Annotated in this window: 13 protein-coding genes; 1 reads left to right on the top strand and 12 read right to left on the bottom strand. The window is 68.7% G+C overall.

Annotated elements, in window-relative coordinates:
* Positions 1 to 13: 13 nt before the first annotated feature.
* The 3 genes from H1R19_RS10415 to H1R19_RS10405 all read right to left on the bottom strand — a co-directional run bounded on the left by H1R19_RS10415 (position 14) and on the right by H1R19_RS10405 (position 4,119).
* A complete protein-coding gene (locus H1R19_RS10415; RefSeq protein WP_188329070.1) occupies positions 14 to 2,311 on the bottom strand; it encodes a polyribonucleotide nucleotidyltransferase in 2,298 nt (765 codons plus the stop codon).
* Positions 2,312 to 2,748: 437 nt separating this feature from the next.
* Positions 2,749 to 3,018 carry a 30S ribosomal protein S15 gene (rpsO, locus tag H1R19_RS10410; RefSeq protein ID WP_188329069.1) on the bottom strand — a complete coding sequence of 90 codons (270 nt, stop codon included), beginning with the start codon at positions 3,016 to 3,018 and terminating at the stop codon, positions 2,749 to 2,751.
* 132 nt (positions 3,019 to 3,150) lie between these two features.
* Positions 3,151 to 4,119 carry a bifunctional riboflavin kinase/FAD synthetase gene (locus H1R19_RS10405; protein ID WP_188329068.1) on the bottom strand — a complete coding sequence of 323 codons (969 nt, stop codon included), beginning with the start codon at positions 4,117 to 4,119 and terminating at the stop codon, positions 3,151 to 3,153.
* Positions 4,120 to 4,196: 77 nt separating this feature from the next.
* On the opposite strand from H1R19_RS10405, the gene H1R19_RS10400 reads away from it, so the two are divergent.
* Complete coding sequence (locus H1R19_RS10400) at positions 4,197 to 4,889, top strand: metal-dependent transcriptional regulator (protein WP_188329067.1); 693 nt, start codon at positions 4,197 to 4,199, stop codon at positions 4,887 to 4,889.
* Positions 4,890 to 4,902: 13 nt separating this feature from the next.
* Here H1R19_RS10400 and truB read toward each other — a convergent pair whose 3' ends face one another.
* The 9 genes from truB to nusA form a co-directional block, all read right to left on the bottom strand.
* On the bottom strand, positions 4,903 to 5,802 hold the full coding sequence (gene truB, locus H1R19_RS10395) for a tRNA pseudouridine(55) synthase TruB (RefSeq protein WP_188329066.1): 900 nt from the start codon (positions 5,800 to 5,802) through the stop codon (positions 4,903 to 4,905).
* Between the two features lies 1 nt (position 5,803).
* The gene (locus H1R19_RS10390; RefSeq protein ID WP_188329065.1) at positions 5,804 to 6,460 is read right to left on the bottom strand and encodes a 4'-phosphopantetheinyl transferase family protein; all 657 of its coding nucleotides are present in this window, start codon (positions 6,458 to 6,460) and stop codon (positions 5,804 to 5,806) included.
* Positions 6,457 to 7,446: a metallophosphoesterase family protein gene (locus tag H1R19_RS10385; protein ID WP_188329064.1), complete on the bottom strand. Its 990-nt coding sequence runs from the start codon at positions 7,444 to 7,446 to the stop codon at positions 6,457 to 6,459. Before H1R19_RS10385 ends, H1R19_RS10390 begins: the two co-directional genes overlap by 4 nt.
* A gap of 28 nt (positions 7,447 to 7,474) precedes the next feature.
* Positions 7,475 to 8,806 (bottom strand): MATE family efflux transporter, encoded by a 1,332-nt coding sequence (locus H1R19_RS10380; RefSeq protein WP_219851584.1) that lies wholly within the window; start codon positions 8,804 to 8,806, stop codon positions 7,475 to 7,477.
* 41 nt (positions 8,807 to 8,847) lie between these two features.
* Positions 8,848 to 9,804 (bottom strand): DHH family phosphoesterase, encoded by a 957-nt coding sequence (locus H1R19_RS10375; protein WP_188329063.1) that lies wholly within the window; start codon positions 9,802 to 9,804, stop codon positions 8,848 to 8,850.
* Positions 9,801 to 10,313, bottom strand: coding sequence for a 30S ribosome-binding factor RbfA (gene rbfA, locus H1R19_RS10370; protein ID WP_219851346.1), 513 nt, complete (start codon positions 10,311 to 10,313; stop codon positions 9,801 to 9,803). Before rbfA ends, H1R19_RS10375 begins: the two co-directional genes overlap by 4 nt.
* 107 nt (positions 10,314 to 10,420) lie before the next feature.
* On the bottom strand, positions 10,421 to 13,435 hold the full coding sequence (gene infB, locus H1R19_RS10365) for a translation initiation factor IF-2 (protein ID WP_188329061.1): 3,015 nt from the start codon (positions 13,433 to 13,435) through the stop codon (positions 10,421 to 10,423).
* A gap of 122 nt (positions 13,436 to 13,557) precedes the next feature.
* Complete coding sequence (locus tag H1R19_RS10360) at positions 13,558 to 13,869, bottom strand: YlxR family protein (protein WP_223204996.1); 312 nt, start codon at positions 13,867 to 13,869, stop codon at positions 13,558 to 13,560.
* 44 nt (positions 13,870 to 13,913) lie between these two features.
* A complete protein-coding gene (gene nusA, locus H1R19_RS10355) occupies positions 13,914 to 14,933 on the bottom strand; it encodes a transcription termination factor NusA (protein ID WP_188329060.1) in 1,020 nt (339 codons plus the stop codon).
* Positions 14,934 to 14,949: the final 16 nt, after the last annotated feature.

Genomic DNA, 14,949 nt, shown 5'->3' with positions numbered 1-14,949 from the left:
AGCTCGGTTCAGATCATGCGTCAGCGGTGGCTGCCTCGGCAGCCGGCGCCTCCGCCTTGTCGGCGTCGTCGTCGACCGGGACGAGGCTGATCTTGCCGCGCTCGTCGATGTCGGCGATCTCCACGCGGAGCTTGGAGCCCACGTTGACGACGTCCTCGACCTTGCTGACCCGCTTGCCCTTGCCGAGCTTCGAGATGTGCACCAGGCCGTCGCGCCCCGGCAGCAGCGACACGAACGCGCCGAACGCGGTGGTCTTGACCACGGTGCCGAGGAAGCGCTCCCCGACCTTCGGCAGCTGCGGGTTGGCGATCGCGTTGATGCGATCGATCGCCGCCTGCGCCTTCACACCATCGGAGGCGCCGACGAACACGGTGCCGTCGTCCTCGATGGAGATGTTGGCGCCGGTCTCCTCGGTGATGCCGTTGATCGTCTTGCCCTTGGGGCCGATCAGCTCGCCGATCTTGTCCATCGGGATCTTGATGGTGGTGATCCGCGGCGCGAACGGGCTCATCTCGTCCGGCTCGTCGATGGCCTCGGCCATGACGTCGAGGATGGTCAGCCGGGCGTCCTTGGCCTGGCTGAGCGCACCCGCGAGCACCGGCGACGGGATGCCGTCGAGCTTGGTGTCGAGCTGCAGCGCGGTCACGAAGTCCTTGGTGCCCGCGACCTTGAAGTCCATGTCGCCGAAGGCATCTTCGGCGCCGAGGATGTCGGTCAGTGCGACATAACGGGTTTCGCCGTCGACGGTGTCGGAGACCAGGCCCATGGCGATGCCGGCGACCGGGGCGCGCAGCGGCACACCGGCATTCAGCAGCGACATGGTCGAGGCACACACCGAACCCATCGAGGTCGAGCCGTTGGAGCTCAACGCCTCGGACACCTGACGGATCGCGTACGGGAAGTCCTCGACGCTCGGGAGCACCGGCATCAGGGCACGCTCGGCGAGCGCGCCGTGGCCGATCTCGCGACGCTTGGGCGAACCGACGCGGCCGGTCTCACCGGTCGAGTACGGCGGGAAGTTGTAGTGATGCATGTAGCGCTTGGACGTCTCGGGTCCGAGCGAGTCGATCTGCTGCGCCATCTTGACCATGTCGAGGGTGGTGACGCCCAGGATCTGGGTCTCGCCACGCTCGAACAGCGCGCTGCCGTGCGCACGCGGGATGATGCCGACCTCGGCCGAGAGCGCACGGATGTCGGAGATGCCACGACCGTCGATGCGGAAGTGATCGGTCAGGATGCGCTGACGGACCAGCTGCTTGGTCAGCGAACGGTATGCGCCGCCGATCTCCTTCTCACGACCCGCGAACTGCTCGCCGAGCTGAGCGAGGATGTCGGCCTTGAGCTCGTCGGTCTTGTCGTCGCGCTCCTGCTTGCCCGCGATACTGAGGATCTCCGACAGACGATCGGTCGCGGCTGCGGCGACGGCGTCGTAGACATCCGACTGGTACGGCGGGTACAGCGGGAACTCCGCGGTCTCCTTGGCAGCCGCGGCGGCCAGGGACCTCTGCGCCTCGCAGAGGCGGGCGATGAACGGCTTGGCGGCCTCGAGGCCCTCGGCGACGATCGCCTCGGTCGGGGCCTGAGCGCCGCCGGCGATGAGGTCGATGACGTTGTCGGTGGCCTCGGCCTCGACCATCATGATGGCGACGTCGGTGTTGTCACCCTCGCCGACGATGCGGCCGGCGACCACCATGTCGAACACGGCGCCCTCGAGCTGCTCGACGGTCGGGAACGCGACCCACTGGCCGGCGCGGTTCTCCTCGGTCGGGACGAGCGCGACGCGCACGCCACCGACCGGGCCGGAGAACGGCAGGCCGGCGAGCTGGGTCGACGCCGACGCCGCGTTGATCGCGAGGACGTCGTACAGGTCGTTCGGGTTGAGCGAGAGCACGGTCACCACGACCTGGATCTCGTTGCGCAGTCCGTCGACGAACGACGGGCGCAGCGGACGGTCGATCAGGCGGCAGGTGAGGATCGCGTCGGTCGACGGGCGACCCTCGCGGCGGAAGAACGATCCGGGGATGCGTCCGGCGGCGTACATCCGCTCCTCGACGTCCACGGTGAGCGGGAAGAAGTCGAAGTGCTCCTTCGGGTGCTTCGACGCCGACGTGGTCGACAGCAGCATGTTCTCGTCGTCGAGGTAGGCGGTCACCGCCCCGCCGGCCTGCAGTGCCAGGCGCCCGGTCTCGAACCGGATAGTGCGGGTGCCGAAGCTCCCGTTGTCGATGATCGCCGTGGCCTCGGTGATGGCCTCGTCGTAGTCGTCGGCGAAATCTTCGGTGTTCACATCGGGGGTGTTCACATCTGTCATGTGGGTTGGAATCCCTTCGTAGCGGCTGCCGTGGGCGGCCGTCTCACGCGGCCACACCAGAGGTGGCCGCTTGTGCGGTTGAGGGTGGTCATCGCGGGTGCGCAGCACGTGTCGACGTGCCAGAACGTGCGCGGTGCGGATCGGACCGACCCAGAACGCGCCGAGAAAGTGCGGCAGCACGGTGAATGGCGCAGCGTGGCGCCGGTGAGTGCTCAGACGGCCTTCGATCGAAGCGGCCGGAATCCTTGCATGCCCGGGGATTGCCCGGGCCGGGGTTCCGGCGGCCACTACCGAGGACCGATCTGGCTCGTCGTTCCGCGCTGCCACGAGTTCACGGCAACGATCCGCCTGCCAGCCTATCACCGCGCCCTGTCAATACCTCAATACGACAAACCGGCCACCTCCCTCGTGGGAGATGGCCGGTGGAAAGTCGTGTGTCAGCGACGCAGGCCGAGACGCTCGATGAGCGAGCGGTAGCGGTTGATGTCGACCTTGGCGACGTACTTGAGCAGACGGCGACGACGGCCGACGAGCAGCAGCAGACCGCGGCGGCTGTGGTGATCGTGCTTGTGCTGCTTGAGGTGTTCGGTGAGGTCGACGATGCGCTTGGTCAGCATTGCGACCTGGGCCTCGGGTGATCCGGTGTCGGTCTCGTGCAGACCGTACTCGGCGAGGATTTCTTTTTTCTGCTCGACAGTCAAAGCCATGGAGATACTCCTGATTCTCAGTACCGCGTCCACATTCTCTGGTGCGCCACCGCGGACTGCAGCAACACCGACTCGTCAGGCTACCTGCCGGGACGTACCGGACCCAAATCCCGTCCCGCGGGGCGCCCGGACTCACGTCTCGGCCGCCGCCAGGATCTCGCGTGTCTTGTCCACGTCGTCGCGCATCGCGACGATCAGGTCGTCGATCCCGTCGAACTGGACCATGCCGCGGATGCGGTGGACGAAGTCGACGGCGACGTGCTGTCCGTAGAGATCGGCGCTCTTGTCGAGCACGAAGGCCTCGACGGTGCGGGTGCGTCCCGAGAACGTCGGGTTGGTGCCCACCGAGACCGCCGCCTGGTAACGCTCGCCCGGCTCGACCTCACCGGCGACCGGCCCGATGCCCAGGATGGTGAACCACGCGGCGTACACCCCGTCGGCGGGGATGGCGGCGTACATCGGTGGCGCGACGTTCGCCGTCGGGAAACCGAGGTTGCGACCGCGACCGTCGCCACGCACGACCACCCCCTCGACGCGGTGCGGACGCCCGAGCGCCTCGGCGGCCCGATCCACGTCGCCCGCGGCGACACAGGCACGGATGTACGTCGACGAGAAGGTCACGGCGTGCTCGCCGAACAGCGACACCGACCGCACGGAGAACCCGAACTTGGTGCCGAGGTCGGCGAGTTTGGACACGTCCCCGGCGGCCTTGCGCCCGAAGGTGAAGTTGTCGCCCACCACCACGACCGCGGCATGGAGGGTCTCCACGAGGATGTCGTGGGCGAAGTCCTTGGGTGAGCGCGCGGCGAGCTCGGGGGTGAACGGCATCACGCAGAAGACGTCGATGCCGAGTTCCTCGGCCAGTTCGGCCCGCCGGGTCAGCGTCGTCAGTTGCGGCGGATGGGATCCCGGACGCACGACCTCCGAGGGATGCGGATCGAACGTCATCAGCACCGACGGGACGCCATGCTCCCTGGCCGCCGTGGTTGCCGCATTGATCAACTCGGCATGTCCGCGGTGGACACCGTCGAAGACACCGATGGTGACCACGCACCGTCCCCAGTCCGCGGGGATGTCGTCAAGACCTCGCCATCGCAACACGCCGACCAGACTACGGGCACCCCGTGTTCCAAACCACCACCGCCACTCGCCAAACCCCGACCGCTAAGCTCACAGTCATGCCTGCGGGATCCGATCGTCCGGTGACGGAGCTGTCACAAGTCACCCAGGACTATCTGAAGGTCATCTGGACCAGCCAGGAGTGGGAAGACGTCAAGGTCACCACCAAGCTGCTCGCCCAGTCCCTCGGCGTGTCCGCGTCCACGGCGTCGGAGGCCATCCGCAAGCTCGCCGACCAGGGCCTGGTGTCGCATGAGCCCTATGGCGCGGTCACTCTCACCGAGGAAGGCCGCGCCGCGGCCATCCTCATGGTTCGCCGCCACCGCCTGCTCGAGACGTTCCTCGTCCGTGAACTCGGCTACCGCTGGGACGAGGTGCACGACGAGGCCGAGGTCCTCGAACACGCCGTCTCCGACCGCCTGATGGCCCGGCTCGACGCCAAACTCGGCTTCCCCGACCGGGATCCGCACGGCGACCCCATCCCCGCACTCGACGGGTCGATCCCCGCACCCGCGGCCGCACTGCTCGCCGATCTCGAGGTCGGGGCATCGGGCTCCATTGCCCGCATCTCCGACACCGACCCGGAGATGCTGCGCTACTTCGACCAGGTCGGCGTCGCGCTCGACTGCGTGGTCACCGTCGCCGAGAAGCGCCCGTTCGCCGGCACCATCTCGGTCTCGCTGGGTGATGCGGACCCGATCGACCTCGGCGACATCGCCGCCCGTGCGATCTTCGTCGTGCCGCGCAGCTGAAGCGACACCTTCGTCAGCGCAGTGTGGCGGGGCGGACGACCATCACCGAACTCGCCCGGCGCCCCTTCTCCTGGATCAGCGCGATGGCCTGCTCGTGCGGGTCGACGACCACGTAGACGTCTTTGCGCCCGACCGGCTCGAGCCACCGTCCCTGACTGATGGATTCCGCCTCCTCGTCGCTGATGTCGCGGCGCGGGAACGAGATCTTGACCGCCTCGTCGATGCCGAGGCTCACGTGCGGGTCCTCCCGGACGGCGTCGAGCGTGCGCGCCTGGTCGAGGGTGAACGGTCCGACGGCGGTGCGTCGCAGTTCGGTGAGGTGCCCGCCCACGCCGAGCGCCGAACCCAGGTCACGGGCCAGCGACCGGATGTAGGTTCCCGACGAACAGTCCACGGCCACATCGAGATCGACGAACTGTCCGTCCCGGCGCGTCGCGAGCACCTCGAAGCGGGACACGGTGACCGGGCGGGCGGCGAGGTCGAACTCGGCGCCCGTACGCACCAGCGCGTGGGCGCGCCTGCCGTCGACCTTGATGGCGCTGACCTTGGCCGGCACCTGCGAGATGTCTCCGGTCAGGTCGGCGACTCCCGCGGCGATGGCCTCGTCGGACACCGCAGAAGCGTCTGCGGTGCTGAGGATCTCGCCCTCGCGGTCGTCGGTGGTCGTCGACACACCCAGCCGCACGGTCGCGGTGTAGGACTTGGTGGTCAGCGACAGTAGACCGAGAAGCTTTGTCGCCCTCTCGATCCCGATGACCAGGACACCGGTCGCCATCGGGTCGAGCGTGCCGGCATGACCCACCCGGCGGGTGTTGAAGATCTTGCGGCACCGCGACACGACGTCGTGGCTGGTCATTCCGGCCTCTTTGTCGACGATGAGCAGGCCGGCGTTCTCGATGGTTGCGTCGGCCACGTCACGCCACCGCGATCGTGGTGGTGATGATGCCGCGGTCGACCAGCCAGCGTCCCGAGAACTCGAGCAGCGGCGGACCGCCGTCGGCCGCGGCCGGATCGATCAGGATGCGCGAGATGAACGTGCCCGTGGCCGGGCCGGTCTGCTCGAAGGTGATGTGGGCGTCCTCGAAGCCCAGCCAGCGCTTGGTGATCGGGAACCACGCCTTGTAGGTGGCCTCCTTGGCGCAGAACAGCAGCCGGTCCCAGTGCAGTTCACCGGAACGCGTCGCGAGGATCTCGCGTTCGGCGGGCAGGCTGGTGTGCTCGAGCACGCCGTCGGGCAGGGCATCGTGCGGCTCGGCGTCCATGCCGAGCGACCGCACGCCCATGGCATAGGCCACGATGGCGGCGCGGTATCCGTCGCAGTGTGTCAGGCTGCCGACGATCCCCGCCGGCCACACGGGTGCGCCCTTGTCGCCCTTGAGGATCGGCACGGGTTCTATGCCGAGCTCCCCCAGTGCCTGCCGCGCACAGTGCCGGACGGTGATGAACTCGCGGCGCCGCTTCTCCACCGCCTTCGCGATGAGGTTCTGCTCGGCGGGCATCGGCTCGAGGCCGGGCGGGTCGGTGAACGCCTCCGCCGAGGCGACCCCGGCGGGGAGGAGCTTCTCGATCATTGCCTGTCCTCTCGGGCTGCGCGCTCGGCCTGCCGTGTTCGTCGTTCCGCCTGCCGCTGCTCGACGCGCTCCCGGAACTCGGCGGCACGTTCGGCGTAGTCCGGGGGCAGGTCGAAACGCACACCGTGTTCGGGGAGATCCGACGCGACGAGGCCGTCACCGGGGATGATGTTGCGCATCAACGGCTTCGGCAGTCCGCGGCGCTTCCACTCGCGCGGGTAGCCGACCGACACCTCCTCGAACCGGATGTCGTCGTACCAGGTGGTGCGCGGGATGTGCAGGTGCCCGTAGACGCAGCAGGCCGCGTTGAAGTCCTTGTGCCAGTCCGCGGTCAGCTCACTGCCGCACCACAGCGCGAACTCGGGATAGAACAGCGCATCGCATGGTTCACGACGCAGCGGCCAGTGGTTGATGAGGACGGTCTTCTCCGCCGGGTCGATCGCCTCGAGCCTGCGGCGCGTGATCTCGATCCGTGCCCGGCCCCACGCGTCGCGCGTCGGGAACGGTTCCGGCGACAACAGGAACTCGTCGGTGGCCACCACGTTGCGTTCGCGTGCCAGTGCCAGAGCGGTGAGCTTGTTGGCGGTGCCCTCCGGACGGAAGGTGTAGTCGTAGAGCAGGAACATCGGCACCACCCGCACCGGCGCGGAGCCGTCGCCCGGATCGAACAGCGGGTAGATGTCCTCGGGGGTCACCACACCGATGTCCCGGCAGGCCTGAACCAGGTAGTCGTAGCGAGCGACGCCGAAGATCTGCAGCGGATCCTTGGCCGTCGTGTACAACTCGTGATTGCCCGGCACCCACACCACGGTGGAGAACCGGGTACGCAGACGGCGCAGGGTGTCGATGATGTCGTCGGTGCGTTCGGCGACGTCACCGGCGACGATGAGCCAGTCCCCCTCCGACGTCGGCCGGATGTCGTCGATGATGTGCTCGTTGCCCCGGTGTGCGACGTGCAGATCGCTGATCGCCCACAAAGTAGCCACGAGGATCCATCGTGCCAGAGACCCGCGGTCAGGTGCGGACCGCACCCGCCCGCCGCCAGCGTCCCGACCTGATCCGCCACCCCACGGTGGCCAGCCGGACGAGCATGAACACGACCAGCCCCGACCACACGCCGGCGAGACCCCAGTCGAAGATCAGCGACAGCCAGATCAGCGGTAGGAACCCGACCAGCGCGCCGGTCAGGGTCGCGGTCCGCAGGAATGCGGCGTCGCCGCTGCCGAGCAGGACACCGTCGAGCGCGAACACCACCCCCGCGATCGGCAGCATGCCGACGAAGAACCACCACGGGACACCGACCGCGTCGAGGACCTCGGCGTCGCTCGTGAAGATCTGCGGGATGAGCGTCGCACCGGCCGCGAAGACCGCCGCCATCACCGACGCCGCGACCACCGACACCCCGGTCACCCGCCGGGCGACGGAATCGGCGTCGGACAGACGCCCGGCACCGAGGGCTGCACCGACCAGTGCTTGCGCGGCGATGGCCAGCGAGTCGAGGAACAGCGCCATGAACTCCCACAACTGGAGCACGAGCTGATGGGCGGCCACCTGGGCGACACCGAAGCGGGCGGCGACCGCAGCCGCCGAGACGAAGCAGATCTGGAACGACAGGCTGCGCACCACCAGATCGCGCGCCATCACCAGCTGCGCGACGATGACCGACCGTCGCGGAGCGAACGCGGACACACCCGACTCCGGGGTCTGCGCACGCGCCTCCCGGATCACCCGCACGGCGAACAGCACCCCGGTCACGCCCTGGCCGATGACGTTGGCGATGGCACTACCGGGCAGGCCCAGCTCGGGGAACGGTCCGATGCCGTGCACGAGACCGACGACGAGGACCGCGCCGAGCGACAACCCGATGACCACGTAGACCACCGGCCTGCGTGTCTCCTGCACCCCGCGCATCCAGCCGTTGCCTGCCATCGACAACAGGATCAGCGGGACCCCGAACATCGCGATCCGCACCCAATCCGCCGCGTCGGCCGCCACCGCCGCCGACTCCGGGGACGACGTCCCCACGAGCAGCCGCATCACGAAAGGTGCGCACGGATACGCGCAGGCGACGATCAGCACGCCGACGGCCACCGCGATCCAGCTGGCCTGCACACCTTCGAGCACGGCGCCTCGTCGGTCCCCGGAGCCGAAACGACGGGCCGAACGGGCGGTCGTCCCGTAGGACAGGAACGTCAGCTGCGTGCTGACGATGGACAGCACGAGTGTGCCCACACCGAGAGCGGCCAGGTACTCCCCACCCAGTCGGCCGACCACGGCGAGATCGAGGAGCAGATAGAGCGGCGGCGCGATGAGAACCGCCAGCGCCGAGACCGTGAGCGTGGCGATGCGCGCGACCCCGGTGTCGGTGTCGGGGTCACGGGCGAGGTTCAGAGCGACTCCAACAGCCTCGCGACGACCTCGTCGGCGGTGCCGGTGTCGCTGTAGCCCGAGGCCTGGCGGTGTCCGCCGCCGCCGTGGGACCGTGCGATGGGTACGAGGTCGACGGTGTCCTTGGATCGCAGGGACACCGTCCAGGTGCCCGGTTCGCCCTCCTTGAACACCGCGGCCACTTCGGCTTCACGGGTGGTGCGGACGGTGTCGATGACGCTCTCGGACTCCTCCCAGCTCATGCCGGCAAGGGCCTCGTGATCGACGACCGCGTAGACCAGACCCTCGCCGTTGCAGGCAGCGGGTTCGAGCTGGGCCGACGCCAGGACACGGGCCATCATCGAGAGCCACGGAAACGGATGCGAGTCGAACAGCACCCGACTCCACTTGCGCGCGTCGACGCCGGCCTCCAACAGCCGCGCGGCCACCCTGAAGGACTCCGCCCGGGCCCACCGGAAAGAACCCGTGTCCGTGCTCAGTCCGGCATAGATGCAGGTCGCGATGTCGGCGTCGAGCGCGACGCCGAGCTCGTCGAGCACGTCGAGAACCAGCACGGCGGTGCAGTCGGCCGCCGGATCGATCAGGTCGAGGTCACCGAAGCCGGGATTGGAGGCGTGGTGATCGATGGTGATCGAGGTCTCCGCCCGGCTGAACGTCTCGCCGAGCGTCTCGAGGCGCCCGAGGGTGGCGGCGTCAACCGCCACCACCAGCGGGTGCCCGACGACCTGCGCCGGCGCGCACAGCAACTTGCTGCCCGGCAGACCCGCGAGCGACGCAGGGAGTTGCTCGGCGCCGGGATAGGAGACCTCGACGTCGACCCCACGACGGTCGAGGGCCAGCCCCAACGCCAGACCGCTGCCGATCGTGTCCGCATCGGGGCGGACATGACAACAGATGGTCACCGCGGTCGCGGAGGCCAGCCTCGCGGCGATCGCCGCGCTCGAGGAACGGCTCACTCTCCCCGACCGGCCTCGCCGGTCGAGTCCCCGCCTGTCGAGTCCCCGCCTGTCGAGTCCCCGCCTGTCGAGTCCCCGTCCTCCGCCGAACGGTAGGGGTCGGCCTCGCCGGCGGGCGAGGCCTCCGCCGCCCGGCGGGCGACGAGTTCGTCGTTCGCGCGGGCGCGGGCGACCAGCTCTTCCATCTGCCGGGCCGCGTCGGGCACCGTGTCGAGGACGAAACGCAGCGTCGGGGTGAAACGCACCCCGGTGCCGGCGCCGACCTTGGACCGCAGCACACCGGTGGCCTTGGCCAGCCCGGCCGCCGCAGCCTCGTAATCGGGTTCGGCGTCGATGGATTCGCCCATCACGGTGTAGTAGATCGTCGCGTCGTGCAGATCGTTGGTCACCCGCGAGTCGGTGACCGTCACATATGCCAGTCGCGGATCCTTGATCTCGGAGGCGATCGCCGATGCGACGATCGACGAGATCCGCTTGGCCATGCGTTGTGCGCGTGCCGGATCAGCCATCGCAGAGTCCTTTCGTAACGGTGCCGCGCGCGCCGTCCCTTCCACAGGAACGGCGCGCACGGCAGCGGGTCGAGATGTCGGACGAGCAGTGTCAGCAGCTCACGCGATCAGTCGCGCGGCTTCTCACGCAGCTCGTAGGTCTCGATCACGTCTCCCACCTTGATGTCCGAGTACGTCAGCGTGAGACCACATTCGTAGCCTTCGCGAACCTCGGTGGCGTCATCCTTCTCGCGCTTGAGCGAGGACACCGTGAGGTTCTCGGCAACCACGACGTTGTCACGCAGCAGGCGGGCCTTGGCGTTGCGACGCATGATGCCCGACTGCACGAGACAACCGGCGATGTTGCCGATCTTCGACGACTTGAAGATGGCGCGGATCTCGGCGCGGCCGAGCTCCACCTCTTCGTAGATCGGCTTGAGCATGCCCTTGAGCGCGCTCTCGATCTCGTCGATGGCCTGGTAGATCACCGAGTAGTACCGGATGTCTACGCCCTCGCGGTTGGCCAGCTCGGTGGCCTTGCCCTCCGCGCGGACGTTGAAGCCGATGATGATCGCCTCCGACGCCGCGGCCAGGTTGACGTTGGTCTCGGTGACACCACCGACACCGCGGTCGATGATCCGCAACGAGACCTCGTCGCCCATCTCGATGTTCAGCAGAGCCTCTTCGAGGGCCTCGACCGTACCCGAGTTGTCACCCTTGAGGATGAGGTTGAGCTGGCTGGTCTCCTTGAGAGCCGAATCCAGGTCTTCCAGGCTGATCCGCTTGCGGCTGCGTGCGGCCAGCGCGTTGCGCTTACGCGCATTGCGCCGGTCGGCGATCTGCCGGGCGATGCGGTCCTCCTCGACCACGAGCAGGTTGTCGCCTGCACCGGGAACCGAGGTGAAACCGATGACCTGGACCGGACGCGACGGCAGTGCCTCGGGCACGTCGACGCCGTGCTCATCGACCATGCGACGGACACGACCGTAGGCGTCACCGGCGACGATCGAGTCGCCGACCTTGAGCGTGCCGCGCTGGACCAGCACGGTCGCCACCGGGCCGCGGCCGCGGTCGAGGTGGGCCTCGATGGCCACACCCTGGGCGTCCATGTCCGGGTTGGCACGCAGGTCGAGCGAGGCGTCCGCGGTGAGCAGGACGGCTTCGAGCAGCGCGTCGATGTTCTCGCCCTGCTTGGCCGAGATGTCGACGAACATGGCGTCGCCGCCGTACTCCTCGGGGATCAGGCCGTACTCGGCCAGCTGTCCGCGGATCTTCTGCGGATCGGCGCCTTCCTTGTCGATCTTGTTCACCGCGACCACGATCGGCACATCTGCTGCCTGGGCGTGGTTGACCGCCTCCACCGTCTGCGGCATGACACCGTCGTCGGCTGCGACCACGAGGATCGCGATGTCGGTGGCCTTGGCACCACGGGCACGCATGGCGGTGAACGCCTCGTGACCCGGGGTGTCGATGAACGTGATCAGGCGATCTTCACCGTTGAGGTGGGTGTTCACCTGGTAGGCACCGATGTGCTGGGTGATGCCGCCGGCCTCGCCCTCACGGACGTTGGCCTTACGGATCGTGTCGAGCAATCGGGTCTTACCGTGATCGACGTGGCCCATGACGGTGACCACCGGCGGACGCTGCGCAAGATCTTCCTCGCCGCCCTCGTCCTCGCCGTAGGTGAGGTCGAAGCTGTCGAGCAGCTCGCGGTCCTCGTCTTCGGGGCTGACGACCTGGACGCGGTAGTTCATCTCCGAGCCGAGCAGCTCGAGCGTCTCGTCGTTGACCGACTCTGTCGCCGTCACCATCTCGCCGAGGTTGAACAGCGCCTGGACCAGCGACGACGGGTTGGCGTCGATCTTGTCCGCGAAGTCCGAGAGCGACGCACCGCGGGCGAGGCGGATGACCTCGCCGTTGCCACGCGGCAACCGGACGCCACCGACGGCCGGAGCCTGCATGTTCTCGTACTCGGCGCGTTTTGCACGCTTGGACTTGCGACCCCTGCGCGGAGCACCGCCGGGACGTCCGAAGGCGCCTGCGGCTCCGCCGCGACCGCGGTTACCGCCGCCACCGCCACCGGGACGTCCGCGGAAACCACCGGCGGGAGCGCCGCCGCCCGGTGCACCACCGGGAGCACCGCCACCGCGGTAACCGCCGCCACCGCCACCGGGGCCGCCACGACCGCCGCCTGCTCCGCCACGACCACCCGGACGGGCGTCAGGGCGTGCGGCACGCGAAGGCATGGCACCCGGGCTGGGGCGCGGGGGCATGTTGCCCGGATTGGGACGGGGACCACCCTGGCCGGCGGGGCCGGGACGGCCACCGGCGGGACGGGGACCACCCTGACCGGCGGGGCCGGGACGACCACCGGCGGGACGGGGACCACCCTGACCCGGAGCGGGCCGGGCTGCCGGACGAGGTGCCGGCGCGGGCGCCGACGAGTACGGGTTGTTACCCACGCGCGGGGCACGCGGACCCGGCTTGGGGCCTGCGGGACGCGGGGCCGGGGGTGTCGTCGGAGCAGCGGGTGCTGCCGACGCGGCCGGGGCCTGCGGTGCGGGTGCCGCTGGGGTGGCCTCGGGAGCCGGACGCTCTGCGGCGGGCGCAGGAGCGGCGGGAGGGGCCTCCACGGGTGCGGCGGGACCGGGCCTCGGTCCGCCGGGCTTGGGGCCAGTCCGGGGTGCACCGGTCTGGGGTGCGGCCGGTGCAGCCGTCTGGGCTGCAGCGGTCTGCGGTGCAGCCGTCTGTGCTGCAGCGGTCTGGGCTGCGGCGGTCTGGGCTGCGGCGGTCTGGGGTGCCTCGGACTCGGGCGCACCCGGTCGGGGTCCCGGACGACCTGCTGCAGGTGCCGCGGGGGCACCCGGCTTGGGCGCGCCTGCGCCGCCGGACGGCTTGGGTCCGGGCTTGGCGGACTGACGCGGGCCGGGAGTGGCCGACGCCTTTGCGTCCTGTGCACTGCTCTTGGGGGCTCCACCGTCTTGACCGGGGAACGATTCACGCAGTCGACGGGCCACTGGGGCCTCTACCGTCGACGATGCCGATTTGACGAACTCGCCCTGTTCCTTCAGACGCTCGAGCACCTGTTTGCTCGTGACGCCGAGTTCTTTGGCCAGTTCGTGCACGCGGGCTTTGCCTGCCACTGCTCTCCTCACTTGGAGGCCAAGCGGCTAACCCGCTACGGCCTCGATTTATGTCCGGTACATGCTCATCGTGACTTCACGGTGTGCTCATGTCTTCTGCTACCTGTTCCGACTCCGGGGAGTCATCCAATGGTGGTGATCGCACCGAGCTGTTCGGTGAGATCGTCCGGGTCCACGGTCAGACCGGGGGCCCGGAGTGCCGAGGCGAAGGCCTTGCGTCGCGTCGCGGTGGAGATGCACTCCGTCCGCGCGTGCAGCCACGCGCCTCGTCCCGGCATGGTCTTCGCGGTGTCGACCACCACAGCCGGGGTGGCCTCGCTCTGCTGCGCGACGACACGTACCAACTCGCTGGTCTCTGCCCGCTGCCGGCAACCGATGCACATCCGTGTCGGAGTGCTGCTGGTTGACGTGCTGGGGGCGGATTGCTGAACCATCGATCAGTCTAGCGCGACCGAGCGGCCAGGGAACAATCGGCTCCTCACCCGCGGTCCTCGTCCGCCTCGTCGACCGCCGGCGCGGCGTCGGAACGGATGTCGATCCGCCAGCCGGTCAAACGCGCGGCGAGTCGCGCGTTCTGACCCTCTTTGCCGATAGCCAGCGACAGCTGATAATCCGGAACGATGACCCGTGCGGCCTTCGCCTCGGCGTCGACCACGGTCACCGACACAACCTTCGCCGGCGACAATGCATTCCCGACGAACACCGCGGGGTCGGTGTCGTAGTCGATGATGTCGATCTTCTCGCCGGCCAGTTCGCTCATCACGTTGCGCACGCGCTGCCCCATCGGCCCGATGCAGGCGCCCTTCGCGTTGAGACCGGCGACACCGGTGTGCACGGCGATCTTCGACCGGTGGCCGGCCTCGCGGGCGACGGCGACGATCTCGACCGAGCCGTCCTCGATCTCGGGGACCTCGAGGGAGAACAGCTTGCGCACCAGGTTGGGGTGCGTCCGCGACAGGGTGATCTGCGGGCCGCGCTGTCCCCGGGTCACACCGACCACGTAGCACTTGATGCGGTCACCGTGGGTGTACACCTCACCGGGCACCTGTTCCGCGGACGGGATGATTCCCTCGGTGCTGTTGGCGTCGCTGCCGATCTGGACCACGACCATGCCGCGGGCATTCGCGCGCGAGTCCTGCTGCACGACGCCGCCGACGATCTCGCCCTCGTGTGCCACGAGGTCGCCGAAGTTCTTCTCGTTCTCGGCATCGCGCAGGCGCTGCAGGATGACCTGGCGCGCCGTGGTCGCGGCGATGCGTCCGAATCCCTCGGGGGTGTCGTCCCATTCGTGGACGACGTCACCGTTGCTGTCGAGTTCCTGTGCCATCACCCGGACGGCACCGGTCTTGCGGTTGACGTCGACGCGGGCGTGTGGCGCGAAGCCGTCGGTGTGACGGTAGGCGGTGATCAGCGCCGTCTCGATCGCGGTGATGACCGTCTCGATCGAGATGCCCTTGTCCGCCTCGATCATCCGCAGGGCGGCGATGTCGATGTTCATGAGGTCGTGACTCCTA

The sequence above is a fragment of the Gordonia jinghuaiqii genome, assembly GCF_014041935.1.
GTDB classification, from domain to species: Bacteria; Actinomycetota; Actinomycetes; order Mycobacteriales; family Mycobacteriaceae; genus Gordonia; species Gordonia jinghuaiqii.
This window is presented reverse-complemented; position numbering and strand designations above follow the sequence as displayed.